General features: G+C 72.7%; 22 protein-coding genes. 9 read left to right on the top strand and 13 right to left on the bottom strand.

Annotated features, from left to right (window positions below):
* Nucleotides 1-84: 84 nt before the first annotated feature.
* Nucleotides 85-984, bottom strand: a complete 900-nt coding sequence (locus J4709_RS03670) for a LysR family transcriptional regulator (RefSeq protein ID WP_208236832.1) — start codon at nucleotides 982-984, stop codon at nucleotides 85-87.
* A gap of 79 nt (nucleotides 985-1063) precedes the next feature.
* On the opposite strand from J4709_RS03670, the gene J4709_RS03675 reads away from it, so the two are divergent.
* The 3 genes from J4709_RS03675 to J4709_RS03685 are packed head-to-tail and all read left to right on the top strand — an operon-like array spanning nucleotide 1064 to nucleotide 3945.
* Entirely contained in the window at nucleotides 1064-2278 is a 1215-nt protein-coding gene (locus J4709_RS03675; RefSeq protein ID WP_208236834.1) for an MFS transporter, read from the top strand.
* A gap of 27 nt (nucleotides 2279-2305) precedes the next feature.
* On the top strand, nucleotides 2306-2758 hold the full coding sequence (locus J4709_RS03680) for a Zn-ribbon domain-containing OB-fold protein (protein WP_173098892.1): 453 nt from the start codon (nucleotides 2306-2308) through the stop codon (nucleotides 2756-2758).
* A 29-nt stretch (nucleotides 2759-2787) separates the two neighbouring features.
* Nucleotides 2788-3945, top strand: coding sequence for a lipid-transfer protein (locus J4709_RS03685; protein WP_232382963.1), 1158 nt, complete (start codon nucleotides 2788-2790; stop codon nucleotides 3943-3945).
* An 86-nt stretch (nucleotides 3946-4031) separates the two neighbouring features.
* Here J4709_RS03685 and J4709_RS03690 read toward each other — a convergent pair whose 3' ends face one another.
* Nucleotides 4032-5672, bottom strand: coding sequence for a serine/threonine-protein kinase (locus J4709_RS03690; protein WP_208236838.1), 1641 nt, complete (start codon nucleotides 5670-5672; stop codon nucleotides 4032-4034).
* A 78-nt stretch (nucleotides 5673-5750) separates the two neighbouring features.
* Nucleotides 5751-6122, bottom strand: a complete 372-nt coding sequence (locus tag J4709_RS03695; protein ID WP_208236840.1) for a DoxX family protein — start codon at nucleotides 6120-6122, stop codon at nucleotides 5751-5753.
* A gap of 207 nt (nucleotides 6123-6329) precedes the next feature.
* Here J4709_RS03695 and J4709_RS03700 point away from each other — a divergent pair, with 207 nt between their 5' ends.
* The 3 genes from J4709_RS03700 to J4709_RS03710 are packed head-to-tail and all read left to right on the top strand — an operon-like array spanning nucleotide 6330 to nucleotide 9854.
* Nucleotides 6330-7097, top strand: coding sequence for an ATP-binding cassette domain-containing protein (locus tag J4709_RS03700; protein ID WP_232382898.1), 768 nt, complete (start codon nucleotides 6330-6332; stop codon nucleotides 7095-7097).
* 34 nt (nucleotides 7098-7131) lie between these two features.
* Nucleotides 7132-9249 (top strand): YhgE/Pip domain-containing protein, encoded by a 2118-nt coding sequence (locus J4709_RS03705; protein WP_208236842.1) that lies wholly within the window; start codon nucleotides 7132-7134, stop codon nucleotides 9247-9249.
* Between the two features lie 26 nt (nucleotides 9250-9275).
* Nucleotides 9276-9854: a TetR/AcrR family transcriptional regulator gene (locus J4709_RS03710; RefSeq protein ID WP_208237160.1), complete on the top strand. Its 579-nt coding sequence runs from the start codon at nucleotides 9276-9278 to the stop codon at nucleotides 9852-9854.
* A 4-nt stretch (nucleotides 9855-9858) separates the two neighbouring features.
* On the opposite strand, the gene J4709_RS03715 is transcribed toward J4709_RS03710, so the two are convergent.
* The 6 genes from J4709_RS03715 to J4709_RS03740 all read right to left on the bottom strand — a co-directional run bounded on the left by J4709_RS03715 (nucleotide 9859) and on the right by J4709_RS03740 (nucleotide 16966).
* Entirely contained in the window at nucleotides 9859-10329 is a 471-nt protein-coding gene (locus tag J4709_RS03715) for a MarR family winged helix-turn-helix transcriptional regulator (RefSeq protein WP_208236844.1), read from the bottom strand.
* 310 nt (nucleotides 10330-10639) lie between these two features.
* Entirely contained in the window at nucleotides 10640-12214 is a 1575-nt protein-coding gene (locus J4709_RS03720; protein WP_208236846.1) for an acyl-CoA synthetase, read from the bottom strand.
* A gap of 68 nt (nucleotides 12215-12282) precedes the next feature.
* Nucleotides 12283-13440, bottom strand: a complete 1158-nt coding sequence (locus J4709_RS03725; RefSeq protein WP_208236848.1) for a thiolase family protein — start codon at nucleotides 13438-13440, stop codon at nucleotides 12283-12285.
* Nucleotides 13433-14473 carry a thiolase family protein gene (locus J4709_RS03730; protein WP_208236850.1) on the bottom strand — a complete coding sequence of 347 codons (1041 nt, stop codon included), beginning with the start codon at nucleotides 14471-14473 and terminating at the stop codon, nucleotides 13433-13435. The genes J4709_RS03725 and J4709_RS03730 overlap by 8 nt, the downstream gene beginning before the upstream one ends.
* Nucleotides 14473-15411: a Zn-ribbon domain-containing OB-fold protein gene (locus J4709_RS03735; protein ID WP_307800920.1), complete on the bottom strand. Its 939-nt coding sequence runs from the start codon at nucleotides 15409-15411 to the stop codon at nucleotides 14473-14475. The genes J4709_RS03730 and J4709_RS03735 overlap by 1 nt, the downstream gene beginning before the upstream one ends.
* Nucleotides 15401-16966, bottom strand: a complete 1566-nt coding sequence (locus J4709_RS03740; RefSeq protein ID WP_208236852.1) for an acyl-CoA synthetase — start codon at nucleotides 16964-16966, stop codon at nucleotides 15401-15403. Before J4709_RS03740 ends, J4709_RS03735 begins: the two co-directional genes overlap by 11 nt.
* A gap of 155 nt (nucleotides 16967-17121) precedes the next feature.
* On the opposite strand from J4709_RS03740, the gene J4709_RS03745 reads away from it, so the two are divergent.
* From J4709_RS03745 to J4709_RS03755, 3 genes are all read left to right on the top strand, one after another.
* A complete protein-coding gene (locus J4709_RS03745) occupies nucleotides 17122-17934 on the top strand; it encodes a crotonase/enoyl-CoA hydratase family protein (protein ID WP_208236854.1) in 813 nt (270 codons plus the stop codon).
* A gap of 75 nt (nucleotides 17935-18009) precedes the next feature.
* A complete protein-coding gene (locus tag J4709_RS03750; RefSeq protein WP_208236856.1) occupies nucleotides 18010-18279 on the top strand; it encodes a hypothetical protein in 270 nt (89 codons plus the stop codon).
* The gene (locus J4709_RS03755; RefSeq protein ID WP_208236858.1) at nucleotides 18276-18518 is read left to right on the top strand and encodes a type II toxin-antitoxin system RelE family toxin; all 243 of its coding nucleotides are present in this window, start codon (nucleotides 18276-18278) and stop codon (nucleotides 18516-18518) included. Before J4709_RS03750 ends, J4709_RS03755 begins: the two co-directional genes overlap by 4 nt.
* A gap of 144 nt (nucleotides 18519-18662) precedes the next feature.
* Here J4709_RS03755 and J4709_RS03760 read toward each other — a convergent pair whose 3' ends face one another.
* From J4709_RS03760 to pgfA, 4 genes are all read right to left on the bottom strand, one after another.
* Nucleotides 18663-19295, bottom strand: coding sequence for a flavin reductase family protein (locus tag J4709_RS03760; RefSeq protein WP_208236861.1), 633 nt, complete (start codon nucleotides 19293-19295; stop codon nucleotides 18663-18665).
* 119 nt (nucleotides 19296-19414) lie between these two features.
* Complete coding sequence (locus J4709_RS03765; RefSeq protein WP_208236863.1) at nucleotides 19415-20536, bottom strand: hypothetical protein; 1122 nt, start codon at nucleotides 20534-20536, stop codon at nucleotides 19415-19417.
* A 234-nt stretch (nucleotides 20537-20770) separates the two neighbouring features.
* Nucleotides 20771-21880: an NAD(P)H-dependent flavin oxidoreductase gene (locus J4709_RS03770; RefSeq protein ID WP_208236865.1), complete on the bottom strand. Its 1110-nt coding sequence runs from the start codon at nucleotides 21878-21880 to the stop codon at nucleotides 20771-20773.
* Nucleotides 21881-22066: 186 nt separating this feature from the next.
* Nucleotides 22067-23383: a cell envelope lipid trafficking protein PgfA gene (pgfA, locus tag J4709_RS03775; RefSeq protein ID WP_208236867.1), complete on the bottom strand. Its 1317-nt coding sequence runs from the start codon at nucleotides 23381-23383 to the stop codon at nucleotides 22067-22069.
* Nucleotides 23384-23477: the final 94 nt, after the last annotated feature.

Below are 23477 nucleotides of genomic sequence, written 5' to 3' on the forward strand. Positions count from 1 at the left end.
TCTTCCCTTCTCGGCCGGCCCTGCGCCGGGGCGCGGGCAACAGAATCAGGCTCGGTCGTTCACTGTACCGAAGTGACTGACGAGTCAGTTAGCTGACCCGCGCAGCTCGCCGCCCCGCTCCAGCACGAACGCCCGGAACCCCTCCACGACCGGCGGCCGCGACCGCTCCGCCGCCCAGACCAGGCCGATCGTCCGCACGCCGCCCGGATCGGCGAGGGTGAGGTGCCGCACGCCCGGGACGTCCTCGCCCGCCGGCGGCGGCGCCACGACCGCGACGCCGAGCCCCGCCGCGACCAGGCCCCGGACCGTCGAGGTCTCCTCCCCCTCGAACGCGATCCGCGGCCGGGCCCCGCACGCCGCGAACAGCTCCTCGGTCACCGCGCGCAGCCCCGTCCCCACCTGGAACGCGACGAACGGCTCGTCCAGGACGTCCCGTACCCGGGCGCGGCTCCGCGACGCCAGCCGGTGGTCGGCGGGCACCGCGAGCTGGAGCCGCTCGGTGACGAGCGGCCGCCAGGTCAGGGACGGGTCGTCCGGGCGCGGGCTGGTGATCGCGAGGTCGGCGCGGCCGTCGAGGACCAGCGCGGCGACCCGCTCGGACCGGTCCTGGCTCAGCCGGAACGCCACGCCGGGATGGTCGCGCCGGTAGCGGCGGATCAGCCCCGGGACGAACGACGGGCCCTGCGTGTGCAGGAAGGCGAGGGACACCTCGCCGCGCTCGGGGTCGGCGGCCTGCGCGAGCGCGCGCCGCGCCGCCTCCTCCTCGGCGACGAGCCGCCGCGCGTGCTCGGCGAACACCCGCCCGTACCGGCTGAGGACGACGCCGCGCCCGACCCGGTCGAACAGCGGCGCGTCCAGCTCGCGTTCGAGGCGGGCGATGGCGCGCGACAGCCCGGGCTGCGAGACGCGCAGCTCGGACGCGGCGTTCGTCACATGCCCGTGCTCCGCGACCGCCAGGAACCACCGCACACTCTGCAGATCCATGCACTCATGATGGATCCGCATTGGTTTCCGCACAAATGCTCATTGGACGCATCACTCCTGGAAGCGGACGCTGGACCCCATGACCGTCGCCGCCTCCCTGGAGGCCCCCGAACGGCACCGGCTCGGCTCGCCCGGCCTGCGCCGCGTCAACCTCGCCCTGTTCGCGGCCGGGCTCACCACGTTCATGTCGCTGTACTGCACGCAGGCGCTGCTGCCCGAGCTGTCGGAGAGCTTCGGCGTCTCCCCCGCCCGGTCGAGCCTGCTCGTCTCGCTCGCCACGGGCGCGGTCGCGATCGCGGTGATCCCGGTCAGCTCGCTGTCGGAGCGGTACGGCCGGACCCGCGTGATGATCGTGTCGTCGGTCGCGTCCGCACTGGTCGGGCTGCTGATCCCGCTGTGCGGCTCGTTCACCGCGCTCGCCGCCGTGCGGGCCGTCCAGGGGCTCGCGCTCGCCGGGGTCCCGGCGGTCGCGATGGCCTACCTCGCCGACGAGGTGCACGGCGAGCACCTGGGCAGCGCGATGGGCCGCTACGTCGCCGGGACCGGCATCGGCGGCGTGCTGGGGCGGATCGTCCCGGGCCTGGTCACCGACGTCGCGGGCTGGCGGTGGGCGCTCGCCGCGACCGGGTTCCTGGCGCTCGCGTTCACCATCGCGTTCTGGCTGCTGCTGCCGCCGTCCCGGTTCTTCCGGCCGGGCCGCGTCGACTACCGGCCGCTGCTCACCCACCTGCGCGACCCCGGCCTGCGCCGCCTCTACCTGATCGCGCTGACCGCGATGGCCGGGTTCGTCACCGTCTACAACTTCCTCACGTACCGGCTGCTCGACGCGCCGTTCCACCTGCCGTACGCCGTGGTCAGCCTGATCGCGGTGATGAACATCGCCGGGTCGGCGGCGTCCGCGCGGGCCGGCATCCTGGCGGACCGGTCGGGGCGGCGCAAGGTGCTCATCGGGTCGCTGGTGCTGGCGGCGGCCGGGCTGTGCCTGACGCTGCCGACCGTCTTGCCGCTCGTCGGGATCGGGCTGCTCGTCTTCACGGTCGGATTCTTCGGGACGCACGCCGTGGCGAGCGGCTGGGTCGGACGGCGCGCGTCCACGGCCCGCGCGCAGGCGTCCGCCCTGTACCTGTTCGCCTACTACCTCGGCAGCAGCATCGGCGGCACCGCCGGCGGCGTCGCCTACGAGCACGGCCATTGGACGGGCACCGCGCTGTACGTCCTGGTGCTGCTCGGCGTCGCGCTGCTGGCCGGGGCCGGGCTGAAGAGTGCCCGCTGGGTGGGACGGCGTTCTTTCTAACAGACGTTTGGTTGTTACTCTGCCAGCGTGACGACCACCGCCAAGAAACGCCTTCCGGCCGTCGAAGGCTGGTTCACCACCGAGAGCGGCGACGTGCGGCTGCTCGGCACGCGCTGCTCGTCCTGCGGGACGCCCTACTTCCCGCGCAACGAGCTGGCCTGCCGCAACCCGCACTGCACCGGCCCCAAGGACGGCTCCGAGCTGGCCGAGTACGCGCTCTCCGCGCGCGGGCGCATCTGGTCCTACGCCGACTCGCGCTACAAGCCGCCGGCCCCGTACGTCTCGCCGGACCCGTTCGTCCCGTACACCGTCGCGGCCGTCGAGCTCGACGCCGAGAAGATGGTCGTGCTCGGGCAGGTCGCGCCGGGCCACACCGTCGACGACCTCGAGGTCGGCATGGAGGTCGAGCTGACCGAGGGCGTCCTGTACGAGGACGACGAGGCCGAGTACACCGTCTGGATGTGGAGGCCCGTCAAGTGAGTCGCGACATCGCCGTCCTCGGCGCGGGCATGCACCCGTGGGGCAAGTGGGGGCGCAACTTCGTCGAGTACGGCCTCGCCGCGGCCCGCGCCGCGCTGGCCGACGCCGGGCTGGCCTGGCCGGACGTCCAGTACGTGGCGGGCGCCGACACCATCCGCAACGGCTACCCGGGGTTCGTCTCCGGCGCGACGTTCGCGCAAGCGCTCGGCTGGAACGGCGCGCGGGTGTCCAGCTGCTACGCGGCGTGCGCGTCCGGCGCGCAGGCCATCGCGACGGCGCGCGCGCAGATCCTCGCCGGGCTGTGCGACGTGGCGCTCGTGGTCGGCGCGGACGCGGCGCCGAAGGGCTTCTTCAAGCCCGTCGGCGGCGACCGCCCCGATGACCCGGACTGGCTGCGGTTCCGCCTCCTCGGCGCCACCAACCCGATCTACTTCGCGCTGTACGCGCGCCGCCGCATGGCGATGTACGGCGCGACGCTGGACGACTTCGCCGCCGTGAAGGTGAAGAACGCCCGGCACGGGCTCGCCAATCCCAACGCCCGGTACCGCAAGGAGGTGACGCTGGAGGACGTCCGCGAGTCCGCCGTCGTCGCCGACCCGCTGCGGCTGCTGGACATCTGCGCGACCAGCGACGGCGGCGCCGCGCTGATGCTGACCTCGATGGACTTCGCGCGCGAGCACGGCATCGCCGACCCGGTGCGGCTGTCCGGCCTGTCGACCGTGACGCCGACGTTCCCCAAGACCGTCGTCGACCTGCCCGACTTCGCCACCGACTCGGCGCTCGCCGTGCCCGAGCCGGAGCGCCCGTTCCGGGCCTCGCTCGCGCACGCCGCCTACGAGGAGGCCGGCATCGGCCCGGACGAGCTGTCGCTCGCCGAGGTCTACGACCTGTCCACGGCCCTGGAGCTCGACTGGTACGAGGACATCGGGCTGTGCGAGGTCGGCGGCGCCGAGGAGCTGCTGCGCTCCGGCGCGACGGCGCTCGGCGGCCGGATTCCGGTGAACCCGAGCGGCGGGCTCGCGAGCTTCGGCGAGGCGATCCCGGCGCAGGCGATCGCGCAGGTCTGCGAGATGACCTGGCAGCTGCGCGGGCAGGCCGAAGGCCGCCAGGTCGAGGGCGCCCGCGCGGGCATCGCGGTGAACCAGGGGCTGTTCGGCCACGGCTCCGCCATGATCGCCGTCCGCTGACCCGCGGCGTGCCGCCCTCCCCCGGCCGGGCGAGGGCGGCACCGGCACGCAGTCCGTGGGCGGGGATCGGCGCCCGCCGGGCCCGCTCACTTCACCGTGAAGCCGTCGCAGCCCATGTAGTAGGCGTCGCCGTTCGGTTTGACGTGCAGCCAGATCGCGGTCCAGTCGCCCTTCGCCAGGGCGAACGCCTCGCCGCCCGCGCCGCTCCACTTGAAGTCGGCGGGGTAGTGCACGTAGAGCCATCCGCTGCCGCCCGGATACGGCCGCGGTTTGCTGTTGACGACGCCCGTGACCATGTTGCCGCCCATCCCCGCAGGCGGGCGCATCTGGACCGCGAGGTAGTAATGCGCCGGCCCCGCGAACTTGAAGCGGACCCCGAGCTCGACGTTCTTGCCGCCGTAGGGCACGCGCGGGGCCGAGGTCTGCATCTGGGTCGCGAGGTTCCCGTTCTCCGGGCGTATGGCGGGCAGGCAGTTGCTGTTCGCCTTGGTCCAGGCGAGGCTCCCGAAGTCGTCCGTCGGCTGCTTCACCAGGACGTTGTCGGGCGGTCCGCCGGTACGGGTCGCGCCGGCGGCCGGTGAACGCGTCGAGCCGCCCGCGCCGGGGCTCGAACCGGTCGGCGCGCCGCCCGCGGTCGTGCCGCCCGTCTTCGCGGCGGCGGCCCCGCCGGAGCGGGTGGCGGACGGCCCGCCCCCGCCCCCGTCCCCGCCGTCGAAGGCGTAGCGGGCGGCGAGCGCACCCGCCAGCACGACGGCGACGACCCCGGCCCCCGCCGCGAGGGCGGCGGCGCGGCGGCGCCCGCCGAGCAGGCCCGGGGCCCGCGCCCGGTCCGGCGGGACGAGCCCGGCCGCGGCGGCCTGCGCGACCGTCACGGGCAGCGCCGGTGGCGCGCCGGCCAGCCGCCGGTACGCGGGGTCCTCGGCGAGCGCGCCGGCGGCCGCGGTCAGCTCGGCGAGCCGGTCCAGCGTGATCCGCTCGCCCGGTTCCTTGCGGGCGCACGCCTCGACGAGCTCGGCGACGCGCGGGTCGGCGCCGTCGAGGTCGATCTCGCCGCTCAGCGTCCGGTGGATGATCGCCTCGATCCGGCCGCCGCCGAACGGGGGCCGTCCGGTCGCGGCATAGGCGATCGTCCCGGCGAGCGAGAAGACGTCGGACGCCGGGAGGGGGCTCTGCTCGCGCACCACCTCGGGCGCCACGTAGCCGGGGGTGCCGTTCCACGCGCCGGTCCGGGTGATCTGCGTCTGGTCCTCACCGCGCGCGATGCCGAAGTCGATCAGCCGCGGGCCGTCCGGCGCGAGGATCACGTTGCCGGGCTTGAGGTCGCGGTGCTGCACGCCCTGCCGGTGGATGTCCAGCAGTCCCCACGCCAGCGCCGACAGCAGCCGCAGGCAGGTGTCGGGCGGCAGCGGCCCGTGCAGTGCCACGGCCTGCCGCAGGGTCGGGCCGGGAACGTACTCGGTCGCCAGCCAGTACGGCGGCGCGTCGAGCCCGGCGCCGACCATCGCGGCGGCGAACCGGCTCCGCACCCGCTCGACGGTCGCGACCTCGCGGCGGAACCGGGCGAGCGCCTCCGGGTTCTCGAAGCCGTCCCGGATCACCTTGAGCGCGATGTGCCGCGCGCCGCCGGTGACGCCGAGATAGACCTGCCCCATGCCGCCCGCGCCGATGCGCGCGAGCACCGGGTACCCGCCGATCCGCGCCGGGTCCTCCGGACGCACTGGTTCCACGTTCGGCCTCCACGCCCGCTTTCAGGAAGACCGAAATGATCTCATTCGCGGCGCGCCGGGGCGACCCGGACCGGGCGCTCAGCGCGCCTTGCGCGAGACGTGCAGGGCCCAGGCGATGAGGGGGGCCTGGAAGGGCAGGCGGCCGTAGGCGGCGGCGCGGAGCGGGAGGGGCTTGCCGCGCCAGTCATGGGCCATCTTGATGTTGGCGGGGAACACCGCGGCCATGAGCCCCGCGGTGGCGAGCGCGCCGGTGCGCCGGGTGCGCGGGAGCGCGACGGCCGCGGCGCACGCGAGTTCCGCGACGCCGCTGGCGTAGGTCCAGGTCCGGGCGCTGCCGGGCAGCTGCTTCGGGATGAGCGCGTCGAACGGCTTCGGGGCGATCAGGTGGGCGGTGCCCATCCCCGCCATGAGGGCGGCGAGACGGCGGGCGGCGCGCGGCGAGTCGGTCATGCCCGAAGTCTGGCAGATCAGACGGCCCGTCCAATAGAGCCGGACGCCCGGTGCCCGGTGTGACCGAGGTCACCGTCCACCACCCGTGTGGCCTGCGGCGGAGCGGTCACGTGTCTGATGTCACCGATTCGTCGGGTGTGTTCGGTTTCCCGGCAGAGCTATCTTTGTACTGACCAGTCAGTGCAAAAACGCTCCGCGGAGGTACCGATGGCATCCGAGACTCCAGGGGCGGTCGCCGCGGCCGGGGGGACCGCCGCGGCCGTCTCTGGACCCTCCCGCGGCTCCGGGACTGGCGGGGGCCGTCCCGGAGCCGGAGCCCCCCGCGCCGCGCGCACCGAAGGGGCGGCCGTCCGCACCCGCGGGCTGTCGCTGCGCGGGGCCCGCGGGTGGGTGTTCCGGGACGTCGACCTGGACGTCCCCGCCGGCGGCCTCGCCGCGGTGAGCGGCATCGCCGGATCCGGGCGCACCGCGCTCCTGCTGGCCCTCGGCGGCCGCATGAAGCCGACCGGCGGCACCGGCACCGTCGGCGGGCTCGCCTTGGACGACCTGCGGGCCGTCCAGCGGATCGCGGCGCTCGGGATCGTCCCCGGCGTGACCGACCTCGATCCGGCACTGACCGTCCGGGAGAACGTGCGGGAGGCGCTCGCGCTCCACGAGGGGATCCTCGGCCGGTTCCGCGGCCGGGACGCCCGGATGCGCGCCGCCCTCGACCGCGCCGGCCTGAAGACGGACCCCCGCACGCTCGCCGAAGACCTCGCCCCCGAGGAGGCGCAACTGCTCGGCGCCGCGCTCGCGCTCGTCGGCGACCCCCGCCTCCTGCTGCTCGACGACATCGACGAAGGCCTGCCCGCCGACCGGCAGCGCGCGCTCTGGCGGCGGCTTTGCGCCATCGCCGACTCCGGCGTCACCGTCATCGCCACCTGCCACGACCCGGGCCCGGCCGAGGGCCTCGCCCGGGCCGTCCGGCTCCCCTAGCCCACACCGCTTCAGAAACAGGGAGATCCCCCCGATGAGGCTTCCCGCACTGACGCCGGGCGGTCTGGAACTGCGCCGGTTCGCCCGGAACCGGCTGACGCGCATCGCGCTCGCCGGACTCGTCCTGCTGCCGCTGCTGTATGCAGGTCTCTACCTCTGGTCTTTCTGGGACCCGTACGCCCGGCTCCGGCACGTGCCGGTGGCGCTCGTCGTCGAGGACCGGCCCGCGAAGGCCGGCGGCGAGACCGTGCACGCGGGCGCCGACCTCGCCGGCGAGCTGAAGAAGCGGGAGGTCTTCGACTGGAAGACCGTCTCGGCGGAGAAGGCCGCGAAGGGCGTCCGGTCCGGGAAGTACTACATGTCGCTGACGATCCCGGCGGACTTCAGCGCGCGCATCGCCTCGCCGTCCGGGAACGGGACGCCGACGGCGGCCGGGCTGCGGCTCCAGATGAACGACGCGAACAACTACGTCGTCGGGACGCTCGCGCAGGCCGCGTTCAAGGAGATCAGCGCCGCCGCGAGCGGGAACGCCGTGCACGGCTACCTCGACCAGATCTTCCTGTCGTTCGACAAGCTCCACACCAGGCTCGGCAAGGCGGCCGAGGGGGCGGACGAGCTCGCGAGCGGGTCCGGGCAGGCGCACGACGGCGCCGGGAAGCTCGCGAAGGGCGCGGGCGACGCGAAGGCCGGCGCCGGAAGGCTCAAGGGCGGCATCGACGAGGCCCGCTCCGGCAGCGGACGGCTCACCTCCGGGCTCGACGACCTGCGCACCGGGACCGGGCAGGTCGCGGCCGGGATGCAGCAGCTGACCACCACCGTCGACAAGGCGGGCGACACCCTCGTCCCGCTGCTGCGCGACCGCGCACCGGAGATCAAGCAGGCGGCGCTGCTCGTCGCGCAGGGCGCGGACGTCCTCGCCGACGGCGCCGGGCGGCTGCCCCGGCAGACCGGCGCCGCCGTGAAGCAGGCCGAGAACGCGCAGGCCGAGCTGAAGACCTACCTCGCCGCGCACCCCGAGGTCCCGGCGAACGTCCGGCAGGACCTGACCCGGGCCGCCGCGCAGGTCGTCACCGTCGCCCGGCAGGTGGACGGCTACATCCGCGACCACACCGGCGACCTGCGCAAGGTCGCCGCCGACGCCCGGACGGTCGGGACCGCCGCGCGCGAACTCGCCAAGGACGCGCCGACACTCGCCGCGAAGGTCGAGAACGCGCGCCGCGACGTCGACCGCCTCAACGCCGGGACCAAGCAGGTCAACGCGGGCGCCGGGCAGCTGCTGTCCGGATCGTCGCAGCTCACGAGCGGTCTCGGCACCCTGTCGGGCGGCGCTGGGCAGCTGGAGACCGGGCTCGGGCGGCTGTCCGGCGGCGCGGTCACGCTGGAGACCGCCCTCGCGCAGATCTCCGACGGCAACCAGCGGCTCGCGAGCGGCCTGAACGACGGCGTCGCGCAGATCCCGTCCTACAGCGACGGTGAGCGCAACGCCCGCGACGACATGATGAGCAACCCCGTCCGGCTGGCGTCCTCGACGGACAACAAGGCGCCGAACTACGGCACCGGCTTCGCGCCGTTCTTCGTGCCGCTGTCGCTGTGGGTCGGCGGGATGATCATCTACATGCTGCTGCGGCCGCTGAACCCGCGCGCGCTCGCGGGCACCGCGCCCGGCCGCCGCGTCGCGCTCGCCGGGTGGCTGCCCGCCGCCGCGGTCGGCGCCGCGCAGGCCGGCGTCGTGCTGGCCGTCCTGCACGTCGCACTCGGGCTGCGCGCCGAGCACTGGGCCGGGCTCACCGCGTTCCTGATGCTGGCGTCCGCCGCGTTCCTCGCCGTGATCCAGTGGGTGAACGCCCGGTTCGGGCCGATCGGCCGGATCATCGCGCTCGCGCTGCTGATGCTGCAGCTCACCTCCGCCGCCGGCACCTACCCGATCGAGACGAGCCCCGGCTTCTTCCAGGCGATCCGTCCGTGGCTGCCGATGCCGTGGGTCGTGGACGCCGTCCGGCACCTGATCGGTGGCGGCGACCTGACCCCGGTATGGCAGGGTTGTGCGGTGCTGGTCGCGTTCCTGGCCGGCGGGCTCGCGCTCACCGCCCTGGCCGTCCGGCACAACCGGGTGTGGACGATGAAACGCCTGCACCCGGCGCTGAAGCTCTAGAAGGCCCGATCGTGGGAGGCAGGGACGTGGCGCGCAGCGCGACCCGGGAGAAGCTGTTCACCGCGGCGATCGAGCTGATCGCCGAGAGCGGGCTCGCCGCCACCACCGTCGACCAGATCGCCGACCGGGCCGGCGTCGCCAAGGGCACCGTCTACTACAACTTCGGCAGCAAGGCGGCGCTGTTCTCGGCGCTGCTGGAGTACGGGGTCGACCGGCTCGCGGGCGCGCTGCGCGACGCCGCGTCCGGCCGCCCGCCGCTGGACGCGCTGGAGGCGGTGGTCAGCGCGGAGCTGGCGTTCATCGGCGAGCACGAGTCGTTCGCGCGGCTGCTGATCGCCGAGACGTGGCGGTCGGGCGGCGACTGGCAGCACACCGCCCGGCTCATCCGGGAGCGCGCCATCGGGGTCGTCGCGGACGTGCTGCGCGGCGCGGTCGAGGCCGGCGACCTGCGCGCGGACCTCGACACCGGCACCGCCGCGTCCGCGGTGTTCGGCATGGTGCTGACCGTCGCGCTCGACTGGCGCGCGCTCGACCCGGACCGCTCCTTCGCCGACGTCCACGCCACCCTGATGGACCTGCTGCGCGGCCGCCTCACCGCGGTCTAGCCGGTCAGGGCAGGTTGCGGACCTGCTCGATCACGCCGGGCATCGCGGCGTTGTTGGCGCCGATCCAGTCGAGGAGGACGGCGATCTGCTCGTCGCTGTAGGTCGCGAGGCGCTCGCGGAAGACGCGGGCGATGGGCTCGAAGTACTCGCCGAACCGGGCGACGTTCTCCGGGACGAGCTCGACGATCACGCGGCGGCGGTCGTCGGGGTCGCGGGTGCGCTTGACGTAGCCGGCCTTCTCCAGCCGGTCGATCACGGCGGTGATGGCGCCGCCGGTGGTGATGCCCATCAGCTCGGCGAGCCGGCCGGGGGTCTGCGGGCCGTCCAGGGTGAGCGCGTTGACGCACTGCGCGTCGGTGACGTTCATCCCCGCCTTGCTCGCGGTCGCGTGGTGCAGCAGCACGGTGAACATCGTGGAGCGCTGCATCCCCGCCTGCAGTTCCGCCATCATCCGCTCGCGGTCCGGGATCGCCACGCCCCACCCCTCGTTCTTTTCTCTGAAATAGAGAGGCTCAGTCTAGTGCGCCGCGGCCGGAACCGACACACGCGCCGCGACGGGAACCGACATCCGCGCCGCGGCAGGAACCGGCACAGCCGGGGGGCGGCCCGGCTGTGTCGCACGAGACACCGGCCGCGGGACGGGGCGGAACGGATCGCCACTAAACTGGCTTTTGTTAGGACCACTAAACAAGCGGTCCGCTCCTGGCCCCGGATCCCACGAAGGTTCGGGGCCGCCCCCTATCCGGCCCCTTCGCCCGCAAGACCGGCTCGCCCGCCGGTCCTGCTCAGCCCTCGTCGGCCTCCCCGGCGACCTGCTTCGCCCACCGGTAGTCCGCCTTCCCCGCCGGGGACCGCTTCATCTCCGGGACGAACGCGTACACCCGCGGCACCTTGTACCCCGACAGCTCCCGCCGGCAGTGCGCGTCCAGCTCCTCGGCCGAAGGCCGCTCGCCCGACGGCTGGATCACCGCCGCGACCCGGTTGCCCCACCGCTCGTCCGGAACGCTCGTCACCACCGCGTCGTACACGCCCGGATGCCCCTTGAGGACGGCCTCGACCTCCTCCGGGAACACCTTCTCCCCGCCGGTGTTGATGGCCTGCGACCCCCGCCCGTAGACGGCGATCGTCCCGTCCTCCTCGACGGTCGCGATGTCGCCGGTGAGCAGCCAGCGCGTCCCGTCGACGACCGGGAACGTCCGGGCCGTCTTCTCCGGGTCGTTGTAGTAGCCGTGCGCGATATAGCCGGTGCGCGCGACCTGCCCGATCACCCCGGAACCCGGCTTCACCGGCTGGAGCGCGTCGTCCAGCACCGTCACGTTCTCCACGTCCGGCGCGAACTTCAGGCCCTTCTCCGGCGTGGAGCCCGCCGTCGCCTCCGCCGTCGAACCCGACTCCGTCGACCCGAACCGGTCCAGGATCATCGTGTTCGGCAGCAGCTTCTGGATCCGGTCGCGGACCGTCCCGGTCAGGATCGCGCCCGTCGACACGAACGCCAGCAGCGACGAGGTGTCGTACCCGCCGCGCCCCAGCTCCTCGGCCATCGGGATCGCCATCGCGTCGCCGGTGATCGTCAGCGAGTTGACCTTCTCCCGCTCGATCGTCCGCCAGATCTCCGCCGCCTCGAACTTGCGCGCGTAGACGAGCGTGGCGCCCATGAACCAGGCGATCCACGTGGCCATCTGCGCGGCGCCGTGCATCAGCGGCGCGATCGGCATCATGATCATCGGACCGCCGCCCGCGGCCATCGCGACGACGTCCTCCGGCTTGCCCGGACGCGGGAACGTCGGGTTCCAGAACGCCAGCAGCATCTGCTCGGTCGACCACATGACGCCCTTCGGCATCCCCGTGGTCCCGCCCGTGTAGATGATGTAGGTGTCGTCGGCCGAGCGGGCCGGGAACCCGCGCGTCCCCGGCTGCGCCGCCAGCGCCTCGTCGTAGGGGACGGCGCCGTCGATCGACGGCGCGCCCCCCACGGCGATCAGGTGCCGCAGCTCCGGCGCCTCCGGGACCGTCGCGGCGACCCGGTCCTCGAACTCCACGTCGTACAGCAGCGCGACGCTGTCGGAGTCCTTGTAGACGTACAGGAGCTCGTTCTCCACGTACCGGTAGTTCACGTTGATCGGCACGGCCCGGATCTTCAGCGCCGCCAGCAGCGCCGCGGCGTACTCGACGCCGTTGTACAGCTGCATCGCGACGTGCTGCCCGGGCCGCACGCCCGCCGACTCCAGATGGTGCGCGAGCCGGTTGGCGTGCTCGTCCAGCTCGGCGTAGGTGAGCCGCCGGTCGCCGCAGACCAGCGCGACCCGGTCCCCGATCGCGTCCGCGACTCCTTCGAACAGGTCAGCGTGGTTGTACTCCATCGGACGTCCTCCGGAGGGGTAGTCGCGCCTAGAAAACGGGGAACAGGGGAGCTGGGAAACGCGAGGATCTACGGCTTGTCGCTGCCGACGACCCACACCGCGAAGAACTGGGCGCCGCCGCCGTAGGCGTGGCCGAGCGCGCGCCGCGCCCCGTCCACCTGGTGGTCGCCCGCCTGCCCGCGGACCTGCAGCGCCGCCTCCGCGAACCGGATCATCCCGGACGCGCCGATCGGGTTGGACGACAGCACCCCGCCCGACGGGTTCCACGGGATGTCCCCGTCGAACGCCGTCGCGCCGGACTCGGTGAGCTTCCAGCCCTCGTTGTCGCCGCAGAACCCGAGGTTCTCCAGCCACATCGGCTCATACCAGGAGAACGGCACGTACACCTCGGCGCAGTCCAGCTCCCGGCGCGGGTCGGTGATGCCGGCCTGCCGGTACACGTCCGCCGCCGCGTCCTTGCCGCCCTGCGGGGAGACGCTGTCGCGGCCCGCGAACTGCATCGGCTCCGACCGCATCGCCGTCCCGTGCACCCACGCCGGCTTGCCCGGCGCCTTCTTCGCCGCGTCCTCCGAGGCCAGCACCATCGCGCAGGCGCCGTCGGACGACGGGCACGTCTCCAGGTAGCGGATCGGCTCCCACAGCATCGGCGTCGACTCGACCATCTCGCGGGAGATGCCGGGGATCTTCAGGTGCGCGTACGGGTTGCGCAGCGCGTTCTGCCGGTCCTTCACCGCGACGAGCGTGCCGATGTGGTCGGGCGCGCCGGACCGCGCCATGTACGCGCGGATGTGCGGCGCGAAGTAGCCGCCGGCCCCGACGACCAGGGACGTCGTGAACGGCCCGTTCACCGTCAGCGCCCACGTCGCGTTCGACTCCGACTGCTTCTCCCACGCGATCGTGAGGACCCGCTCGTGCACGCCGGACTGGATCAGGTTCGCCGCGACGATCGCGGTGGACCCGCCGACGGACCCGGCGGTGTGCACCCGCATCAGCGGCTTGCCCGTCGCGCCGATCGCGTCCGCCAGGAAGACCTCCGGCATCACCACGCCCTCGAACAGGTCGGGCGCCTTGCCGACCACGACGGCGTCGATGTCCTTCCAGGTCAGCCCGGCGTCGTCGAGGGCGCGGCGGGCCGCCTCGCGCAGCAGGCCCGCCATCGACACGTCCAGCCGCTTGGTCCGGTACTGGGTCTGCCCGATGCCGATGACCGCACAGGGGTTAGCCATGGTTCTTCTCTCCCGACATCACGCAGACGAGGTTCTGCTGCAGGCAGGGGCCGGACGCGGCGTGTCCGAGCGCCCGGGACGCCGTCCCGTCGTGGATGCGGGACGCGGCCTCGCCGATGCGGATGAGGCCCGCCGCCATCACCGGGTTCGCCGACAGGGCGCCGCCGGACGGGTTGACCGTCACGCCGTCGCCGAGGCCGAGCGCCTCGCGCAGGATCAGCTCCTCGTGGCTGAACTGGGCGTGCAGCTCCGCGACCTCGACGCCGGCCGCGCCGGCCCTCTCGCCCGCGAGGCGGGCGGACTCCGAGCGGGTCAGGTCGCGCACGCCGAGGGCGTGCGGCTCGGTCCGGTGGTCGATGCCGGTGATCCACGCGGGCCGCTCGCACAGCTCGCGCGCCTTGTCGCCGGCCGCGAGGACGATCGCCGCCGCGCCGTCGGTGACGGGCGCGACGTCGTAGCCGTGCAGCGGCGCGACGTCGTAGTCGTCGCCGTCGGGGTCCGGCAGGTGCAGCGCGAACGGGTTGTCGCGGCCGGACGCCCGGGACCGCGCCGCGACGGCGCGCAGGTCGTCCTCCTTCGCGCCCGCCTTGTCCATGTACGCCCGGGCCTGCATCGCGGCCATCGACACCTGGTCGACGCCGAGCGGCGCCAGGTGGTACGGGTCGAGCTGCTGGGTCATGATCGCGCGCACGTCGCCCTGGGACGACTTGCCGAACCCGTACACCAGCGCGGTGTCGATCGCGCCGATCTGGAGCTTCACCCACGCCTCGTACAGCGCCCACGCGCCGTCCATCTCGACGTGGCTCTCGGAGATCGGCGGCCACGCGCCGAGGGTGTCGAGGGCGGACACGAACGCGAACGGCGCGCCCTGCAGGTAGTCGCACGAGCCCGAGCAGGTGAACCCGAAGCGCGACAGGCCCGTCCGCTCCTTGATCTCGGTGATCACCGGCAGGACCATCTCGGTCTCCGCGAGCCCCTGGTCCTCGGCGCTGTGGTGACTCTGTGCGAACGCGACGACTGCGACATCACGCATTACATGAAGTCCTTGATCTCTTCGAAGGGGACGTCGGGCTCGTCGATCGGCTCGAACCACTTGATGTTGGCCATCGACCGGTCCCACTCCTCGCGGGGCCGCCACGCCGCCTTCACCCGCATGCCCATCCGGACCTGGTCGGCCGGGACGCCCGCGATGAGCGTCAGCATCGTCAGGCCCGCGCCGTCCAGCAGGACGTAGCCGGACACGAACGGCACCTCGGGCGCGCGCGGGTCGGGGATGTTGTTGACCGCGAAGGTGGTGACGGTGCCGGTGTCGGGCAGCTCCACCTCCTCGGTCGTCGGCACGCCGTCGCGCGTGCAGAACCCCTTCATCGGGACGATGACCTTGTCGCACACGGGGCAGCGCTGCCCGATGATGCGGCCCTCGGCGATGCCGTCGAGGAACCGGCCGAGCGCCTGCCCGCCCTTCAGCCGGAACTCCAGGCTCGCCTGCGCGTTGATCATCGTGACCTCGGGCAGGAAGCACTCGATGTCGCCGATCGTCCCGGTGCGCTCCGCGCGGTACTTCGGCCGCACCCGCATCCCGGTCTTCAGCGTCTTCGGCGGCTTGGCGCCCGTGTCGAAGACGCCCATGTCGAGGGCGTGCAGCAGCGCCGTGTCGGCGCCGTCGGGGCGGACCAGCGCCCACGCGAACGGCCGGTCGAACGGGTGCTCCTTGGCCGGGTTCGGCACCCACGACCAGGTCGTGACGGTCCCGCCGGGGCCGACCTCGACGAACTCGCCGGTGACGTCCTCACCGGTCTCCGGGTCGTGCTCCGACGGCGGGACGAGCACCCGGCCGGCGGCCGTGCGGACGCCGACCATCCGGCCGTCGCGCAGCTCGCTCAGGAACCGCCCGATCACCGGGCCGACCGAGCGGGTGTAGCCGCCGGGGAACTCGACGACGTGGTTGATGTCCGTGGTGTCAGATGGCACTGTCGCGGTCCTTCCAGTACGGGTCCCGCAGCTTGCGCTTGAGCAGCTTGCCGTTGGGCTCGCGCGGCATGGTCTCGATGAAGTCGATGCTCTTCGGCCACTTCATCTTCGCCAGCCGCCCCTCGAGGGACGCCAGGATCTCCGCGGCCAGCTCCGGCCCGGGCTCGGTGCCCTCGGCGGGCTCGACGACGGCCTTGATCTGCTCGCCCCACTCGTCGTCGGGGATGCCGAACACGGCGACGTCCGCGACCTTGGGGTGCAGGGTGATCTCGTTCTCGATCTCGGCCGGGTAGATGTTCGCCCCGCCCGAGATGATCATGTCGGCCTTGCGGTCGGACAGGAACAGGAACCCGTCCTCGGTCAGGTAGCCGATGTCGCCGACCGTGAAGAAGTCGCGGAGCCGGTTCTTCTCCGTCTTCTCCTTGTCGCCCTTGTACTCGAACTGGACGCCGGCCATCTTCATGTAGATGGTGCCGTGCTGCCCGGTCGGGACCTCGTTGCCGTCGTCGTCGACGATGAGCAGCTCGCTGATCGCCCACGCGTTGCCGACGGTGCCGGGGTGCGCGCGCCAGTCCTGCGGGCTGGCGATCGTGCCGCCGCCCTCGGTGGCCGCGTAGTACTCCCAGATGCAGTCGCCCCACCAGTCGAGCATCTGCTGCTTGATCGGGACGGGGCACGGCGCCGCCGCGTGGATCGCCCACTTCATCGACGACACGTCGTACTTGCCCCGCACCTCCTCCGGCAGCCCGAGCAGCCGCTTGAAGTGCGTCGGGACCATGTGGGTGTTGCTGATCCGGTGCTCCTGGATCAGCTTCAGCGTCTCCTCGGCCTCCCACTTGTCCATGTAGACGAGGGTGTGGCCCATCTGCAGCGCCGTCCCGCCGAACTGGGTGACGGCGGTGTGGTAGTTCGGCGAGGTGATCAGGTGCGCCTGGTGCTCACCGGTCGCCGGCTTGCCCGGCGTCATCCCGAACAGGCCGAGCAGGAACGTCATCAGCTCTGCGCTGTCGTCGGGGTCGAGCCCGTTCAGCGCGCGCTTGACGCCCTTCGGCCGCCCGGTCGTCCCGGACGTGTAGTGCATCGTCGCGCCGGCGCTGCGGTTGTCCGGCAGCGTGTCCGGCTGCCCGTCGACGAGCTCGGCGTAGGGCCGGAAGCCCTCGACCTTCCCCCACCCGAACCGGCGGGACGCCTCGAGCCCCGCCTCGTCGGCGGCCTTCACGCCCTCGGCGGCGTACCGCTCGTGCACGAAGAACGCCTTGGCCTCGCTGTCGGCGACGATGTAGCCGATCTCCGGGCCGGTCAGATGCCAGTTGATCGGCGTGTAGTACCAGCCCGCCTGGAGCGCCGCCAGGTAGAGGACGAGCCCCTCGACCCCGTTCGGGACGAGCCCGCAGATGCCGTCGCCGTCCTTGAGGCCGAGCTCGCGGAGCCCGTGGACGAGCCGGTTCGCGCGGGCGAGCAGGTCGCCCGCGGAGTACTGCGTGCCGTCCGGATCGACGGCGGCGACCCACTCGGGATCGGCCTGCGCCAACCGCCAAAAGCCCAACGACCCCATCGGATCTCCCTTGAGTGATCACGGTGAGCACCGCCTGCCGGCGGCGCCCGGCGACCAAAGTAGATCACGTTCTCGTTTTGCAGGGCAACCCCTACCGGTAGCGCATCGCCTTAACTAGAATCTGTTCTTGTTTTGCCCATCGCAGGAGGATGTCCATGGCCGAGCTGCTGCCGATCAGCACCGAGCACTGCACCGTCGAGCGGGACGGCCACGTCGTCATCGTCACGATGAACCGCCCCGAGGCGCGCAACGCGCTCAGCACGGCCATGCTCGTCGGCCTCGCCGACGCCTGGGCCTACATGTCCGACACCCCCGAGGTCCGCGCCGGCATCCTCACCGGAGCCGACGGCACCTTCTGCGCGGGCGCCGACCTGAAGGCGATGTCGCAGCCGCCGTCCGACCCCCGCGTCGCGGAGCGCGCCGCGCAGATCACCGACTACCACTGGAAGGGCCTGCTGCGCGACGGCCGCCCGACCAAGCCGCTCATCTGCGCCATCGAGGGCTACGCCGTCGCCGGCGGCACCGAGCTCCTCGCCGGCACCGACCTGCGCGTCGTCGCAGAGGGCGCCACCCTCGGCCTCTTCGAGGCCAAGCGCGGCCTGTTCCCCATGGGCGGCTCCGCCGTCCGCCTCCCCCGCCAGATCGGCACCGCCGCCGCCCTCGACATCCTCCTCACCGCCCGCGAGGTCACCCCGCAGGAGGCCCTCGCGATGGGCCTCATCAACAAGGTCGTCCCGGACGGCCAGGCCCTCGCCGCCGCCCGCGAGATGGCCGACCGGATCGCCGCCTGCGCCCCGCTGTCCGTCCAGGCGATCCTCCGCGCCGTCCGCGAGACCGAGCACCTCCCCGAGGAGGAGGCGCTCAAGGTCTCCGACGAGATCGGCTGGCCCGTCTTCACCACCGAGGACGCCAAGGAGGGCTCGAAGGCCTTCAAGGAGAAGCGCGACCCCATCTACCACGGCAAATAGAACTTCCCTCGCGAAAGCGACGTCGTCCGAGCAGCGCCGGTGCCCTGTCGCTCCGGCGCTGTAGGCTCCGGAACCATGAGCGCAGAACCGATCGAGCCCACTCCGGCGGAGGCGACGACCGAGCCGTACGAAGTCATTCATCTGGGCGGCGAAGCCGCAGCCGTGGTCCCCCTGCGCGACCTCAGGCGGATGAAAGCGCTCGAACGCCGCGCGTCGGCCGATGACATCGAAGAGGCCGACGCCGAAGCGATGTACGCGGAGTTCGAAGAATGGGAGGCGGCGGGCCGGCCGGGAGCGATGTCCCACGAGGAGGTCACGCGCTTCCTTCTCGGTGAAGCCGAGTGAAGATCGAATGGTCGCCTGCGGCCAAGAGGTCCGCGGCACGGTTCATGCGCGACCAGGACGGCATGCGCCGGCTGCTGGCCGCCATCGACCTGCTGGCGGACGACCCCCATCCCCCTGATGCCTTCGTCCGGGGTGAGTACCACCGCCTCCGGGCCGGGCCCTATCGCGTCATGTACCTGGTGCAGGACCAGCTGATCACGGTCGACCACGTCGACCGGATCGCCGACCAGGGCGAATAGCGTCCAGCACAGGCGCCGATGGCGGGCACCGACCGCTGCCGGTTCTACACGACGCCGCCGGCGCCCGTGTAGATCGTCTCTGCGGTCGCCGCCGTCGTCCGGTGGTCGTGCTGCTCTACCGGCTGAACTGCGCGTGAGGCCGCGCTACGGGACGGGCGGGGTCTCGGTGCGGAAGCTGTGGCCGAGCTCCGGGCCGAGGCCGAAGTAGTGCCGGAAGTTGTAGATGAGCGGGCTCCACTCGGCCGGGTCCACGTGCTGCGTGCCAGGGACGACGATGCGCGGATCGGCGTGCACCCGCAGCACCTCGGCCTCGGCGATGACGAAGCCGCTGGCGGCGCCCGGCTCCACCCGCACGGCGTGGGCCTCCAGCTGCAGCGGGCACTCGGCGACGCGGGGCGGCCCGACCGTCTCCGACGCCCTGGGCCGCAGGCCGGACGCGGTGAACTTGTCCGGCTCGAACCGGAAGCGGTCCGCCTTCGCGGCGGGCACCGGGTCGCGGCCCGTCAGCGGCGCCAGCCGCTCCACGGCCCGCCACTGCTCCGGACCGGGCACGTTGATCACCAGCCCGGGGCGCGCCGTCAGGTTGCGGGCGGTCTGCCCCTGCGCGCCCAGCCCCAGCACGACGCTGCGGCCGAGCGCCCACGCCGACGACATCGGCGCGAGGTTGGGGGTCCCGTCCTCGTTCTCCGTCGACAGCAGCACCACCGGCGTGCCGAAGTACAGGATGCTGGGCTCGATCGCGATGTGAGCGGCCTGCTCGGCGGCTGCGGTCTCCATGAGCCGCAGCGTAGGACGCGGTCGTTTCGACGCCCGCCGAACGATCTCCGGCGGGCCGGCGCCCGTCCCTTTCCGGGACGGGCGCCGGTCTCGCTACTTCAGCCTCACTCGCCGCACCGTTACTTGCGGCGCCAGTGCGCCAGGTCGGCCCCCTTCGTCGCCGTGGTGGAGGTCTGCCCGACAGCCCACATGGTCGTGGTCCCCGGGCGGAGGGCCAGTGCGGACGCCCTGACCGTGGTCCCCGCGGGCGCGGCGAGCGTCTCGTTGGACCAGACGCCCGCCTTGGTGCGGTGGCGCAGGGTGCTGCCGGACGTGACCCAGATGCCGCCGGCGCCGTCGGAGGCGATCTTGCCCATGGAAGTGCCGGCGGCGCCGAGGACGTTCGTCCACTTGGTGCCATTCCAGTGCGCCAGCATCGCCCGGGAGGAGGCCTTGCCCGCCGCGTCCGCGACCCGGGCCGTACCGACCGCCCAGACGTCGTTGTCGGAGGCGGCGTACACGTCGCTCAGCGCCGATGCGATCTCGCCCTGGACGGTCCCCGCGACGTCCGGGAACGGGATGGTGGTCCAGGACTTGCCATTCCAGTGGGCGGTGGCGGGCTTGCCCTCGCCCGCCCAGCCGACCACCCACGCGCTGGTGGGCGAGACGGCGGTGATGGCGTAGGGCTTGACCCCGATCGGGGTGTCGGCCCAAGCCGTTCCGTCCCAGTGCTTGGCCTCCGAGAAGCCGACCACCCACGTGCTGCCGGCGCCGGCGGTGGCGATCTCCCTCGGCGTGAAGCTGTACGGGAACTTGGCCGTGCTCCAGGTCTTGCCGTTCCAGTGCAGCACGGCGTTGGTGTCGCCCGAGGTGTTCAGCTGGCCGGCCACCCACAGATTCGACGCCGACGTCGCCGCGACGGCGTTGAAGTAGTACGGGCTCGCGGCCGCGGGCAGCGCCACGTCGGTCCAGGTGTCGCCGGTCAGCCGCTGGAGGATCGGCTTGGAATCCGAGGAGCCGTACTGGCCGCCGGCGGCCCACATGGTGCCGTCCGGGGCCGTGGCGAGACTGCCGAGGGCGTTGCTCTTGTCCGCCGTGGGGGTGCTCTGGACGATGGGCCACACCGTCCCCTCGGCCGCCGCGACCGAGGACGCCGCGTGCTTCTCGCCCGACCCCGTCGCGGTGGTGATCCCGGCCGTGACCGCCGCCGCGCCCAGCGCGACCGCCGCTCCCGTGACGACCAGTTTCCTGCGTGTCTTCACCCTGCTCCTTCGCCTGCCGAAATTGATCTTGAAAGGGCAGAAGCTAACAGGGCCCGGCACGGACGCGTGGAAGAATCTCGAATTTTACCGCTTTGATCATCTTTTTCGGCGATCCTGGATCGGGCCGGAGCGGTTCACCGGCGCGCTGCGCGTCGACGCCATCGAGTACCCGCCGACGCGGCGGCGGCCGGGGCGCGCGATGCGCCCCGGCCGCCGTCCCTGCCCTGGTGGGGGTCAGCCTTCGGTGATCGTGTTGAGCCGCTCGATCGACTCGACGTACTCCTCGATCAGGTCGTAGACGACCTGGGCGGCCGGCTTCACCTGGTTCATCGAGCCGACGATCTGGCCGACCGGGAAGGTGACCAGCTCGCCGTCGCCGGACCGGGCGATCCGCGGCAGCGCGTCGGCGATCAGCATGAACTGCATCGGCATCGGCAGGTAGCCGGGCGACTTCTCGCTCTCCCACGCCTCGGTCCACGCGGTCTTGAGGAACCGCGCGGGCTTGCCCGTCCAGGCCCGGGACCGGACCGTGTCGCGGGAGGTGGCCGCGAGCAGCTTCGGCAGCGCCCGCTCGGGGGTGTCCGCCTCGTCGACGGTCAGCCAGATCGACCCGGTCCAGACGCCGTCGGCGCCGAGCGCGAGCCCGGCCGCCATCTGCCGGCCGCGGCCGATGCCGCCCGCCGCGAGGACGATGGTGTCCTCGCCGACCGCGTCCACGACCTCGGGGATCAGCACCATCGTGGACACGTCGCCGGTGTGGCCGCCGGCCTCGGTGCCCTGCGCGATGATGATGTCCACGCCGGCCTCGACCTGCTTGCGGGCGTGCCGCGCGTTGGAGGCCAGGCCGCCGACCTTCACGCCGTGCTGGTGGGCCAGCTCGGCGACGTCGGCCGGGGGCGGGCCGAGGGCGCTCGCCAGCAGCGCGATCGGGTGCTTGAGGGCGATCTCGACCTGCGGCCGGGCCGTCTGGTCGGTCCAGCCGAGCAGCACCTTGCTCGCGCTCTCGGTGGACGCCTCGACGCCGTGCTCCTGGAGCAGGTTCTCCAGGAACTGACGGTGCTCGGCCGGGATCATGCCCTGGAGCTTGCCGACCAGTTCCTCGGCGTCGCCGAGGTCGGCGCCCTCGTACTTGGCGGGCATCACCACGTCCACGCCGTACGGCTTGCCGCCGACGTGCTCGTCGATCCACTTGAGCTCGAGCTCGAGCTCCTCGGGGGTGAAGTACAGGGCGCCGAGGACGCCCATGCCGCCGGCGCGGCTCACCGCCGCGACGACGTCGCGGCAGTGACTGAACGCAAAGATCGGGTACTCGATGCCGAATTGTTCGGTGACTCGTGTCCGCACGGTCTCGACCCTAGGCGCGTCCGCCCAAAACTGCAACAGGTTCTAGTTGAGGAAATCTCCTGGGCACGCAGAACAGGTGGTCCGAACGTTGCAGACGCCCCTAGAACACGTATCAACATGCGGCCGGGACACGCGAAGGCCCCGCGGCCGGTGCGGCCCGCGGGGCCCGGTGGTGGACGTGAGGGGTCAGCGGCGGCGCGACGGCAGCCGGCGCTGGCGGCCGTCGGACGGCGCCCGCCGTGCCTGCGGCTTGCCGCCCTGGGCGGGCGCCGGTGCGGCACCGTCCGGCTTGGCCGCGGGGGCCGCGCCGCCGTCCGCGAACGACCCGGGCGGGGCCGCGGCACGCGCCGCGAACGACCCGGGCGGCGCGGCGGGAGAGGCGGCCGCGCCCTCACCGGACGCACCGGGGGCCGCGGGCGCGCCTGGGCCGCCGGGTGTTTCGGGGCCGCCGGGTGCGCCGGGTGCGCCGGGTGCGCCGGGGGCCGCCGAGGCGGCGAGGGGCTGGGGCGGGCCCGCGTCGCCGAACTTGCCGTCGGCGCGCCGCGGCGCCTCGACCGGCGGCGGCGTCCGGTCGCGCGCCAGCCCGAGCAGGCCGCCGGCGAGCAGCAGCACCAGCCCGGCGAACACCGTGCCCGCCGGCACGTAGCTGCGCACGAGGTCGATCTGCAGCGCCGTCTTGTCCGACATCTTGACCAGGTCCCGCTGGTCCTTGTCGAGGGTGATCAGGTCGGCCTGCGCGACGAGCATCTTGCCCTTGCCGTCGGGCGTCTGCACCCAGCTGCGGATGTTCTCCCGCTGCTTGACCGGCACGCCGGTGCGCGGGTCCACCCACATGGTGTTGTAGGCCTCGGTGTAGCGGTCGGCCTTCTGGGCGCCCTTGTCGGCGGGCAGCCCGAGCATGTCCGCCGGCATCTTGGTGTCGAGCGAGGCCGTCTTGGTCAGCGGGATGTGCTGGGTGAACCGGTAGGTCGCGAGGCCGCGCACCCGCTCGACGGCGCCGAACTGCATCGGCGCCTGCTGCTTGGTGGTCATGTCGAAGAACGGGTAGTCGCGCTTCTGCACGTTCCCGATCGGGAACAGCAGCCCGTACCCCGACATCCGGACGGTGCTGTCACCCTCGACGTTGGCGCCGCAGCAGTTGACGAGCAGGCCCGTCCGGCGGTCGAACGCGATCCGGAACTTCTGGATCTGCACCGGGGTGTCGGGCTTGGCCTGGTCGTAGATGTCGGTGGTGGAGTCCCAGACGGCGATCTTGTTGTTGCCGCCGTTGGCCCGGACGTCGCCGCGGATGGTGTTGTTGGCGCGCAGCGTGACGCCGTTCTTCAGCTTCAGGTCCGACTGGTCGAAGTAGGTGCTGTTCGGCGACTCCAGCCGGGTGACCTGGTAGTGGTTCAGCGGCGCCTGCACCACCTGGTCGGCCACGTAGAACCGGACCAGCGGCGCGAGCGCGAGAAAGAAGGCGCCCAGGCCGATCAGGATCAGGCCGACCACCGGTCGCCGCATGAACACCTCCGGGACTGCGGTCCGTTCCCCGTGCCGTGAGGCCGGATTCCGGCGTGCGCGGTCAGGCTACAGGACTTGCCAAACCACCCGTCCA

Origin of the sequence: Actinomadura violacea, from assembly GCF_017573465.1 — a bacterium.
GTDB classification, from domain to species: Bacteria; Actinomycetota; Actinomycetes; order Streptosporangiales; family Streptosporangiaceae; genus Spirillospora; species Spirillospora violacea.

What these genes read in the sequence shown, in the direction of transcription:
- J4709_RS03760 (WP_208236861.1), bottom strand. Translation starts at nt 19,295, where the DNA reads ATGGAGACCGCAGCCGCCGAGCAGGCCGCTCACATCGCGATCGAGCCC.
- J4709_RS03730 (WP_208236850.1), bottom strand. Translation starts at nt 14,473, where the DNA reads ATGCGTGATGTCGCAGTCGTCGCGTTCGCACAGAGTCACCACAGCGCC.
- pgfA (WP_208236867.1), bottom strand. Translation starts at nt 23,383, where the DNA reads ATGCGGCGACCGGTGGTCGGCCTGATCCTGATCGGCCTGGGCGCCTTC.
- J4709_RS03725 (WP_208236848.1), bottom strand. Translation starts at nt 13,440, where the DNA reads ATGGCTAACCCCTGTGCGGTCATCGGCATCGGGCAGACCCAGTACCGG.
- J4709_RS03685 (WP_232382963.1), top strand. Translation starts at nt 2,788, where the DNA reads ATGCACCCGTGGGGCAAGTGGGGGCGCAACTTCGTCGAGTACGGCCTC.
- J4709_RS03695 (WP_208236840.1), bottom strand. Translation starts at nt 6,122, where the DNA reads ATGACCGACTCGCCGCGCGCCGCCCGCCGTCTCGCCGCCCTCATGGCG.
- J4709_RS03745 (WP_208236854.1), top strand. Translation starts at nt 17,122, where the DNA reads ATGGCCGAGCTGCTGCCGATCAGCACCGAGCACTGCACCGTCGAGCGG.
- J4709_RS03675 (WP_208236834.1), top strand. Translation starts at nt 1,064, where the DNA reads ATGACCGTCGCCGCCTCCCTGGAGGCCCCCGAACGGCACCGGCTCGGC.
- J4709_RS03670 (WP_208236832.1), bottom strand. Translation starts at nt 984, where the DNA reads ATGGATCTGCAGAGTGTGCGGTGGTTCCTGGCGGTCGCGGAGCACGGG.
- J4709_RS03705 (WP_208236842.1), top strand. Translation starts at nt 7,132, where the DNA reads ATGAGGCTTCCCGCACTGACGCCGGGCGGTCTGGAACTGCGCCGGTTC.
- J4709_RS03720 (WP_208236846.1), bottom strand. Translation starts at nt 12,214, where the DNA reads ATGGAGTACAACCACGCTGACCTGTTCGAAGGAGTCGCGGACGCGATC.
- J4709_RS03740 (WP_208236852.1), bottom strand. Translation starts at nt 16,966, where the DNA reads ATGGGGTCGTTGGGCTTTTGGCGGTTGGCGCAGGCCGATCCCGAGTGG.
- J4709_RS03750 (WP_208236856.1), top strand. Translation starts at nt 18,010, where the DNA reads ATGAGCGCAGAACCGATCGAGCCCACTCCGGCGGAGGCGACGACCGAG.
- J4709_RS03700 (WP_232382898.1), top strand. Translation starts at nt 6,330, where the DNA reads ATGGCATCCGAGACTCCAGGGGCGGTCGCCGCGGCCGGGGGGACCGCC.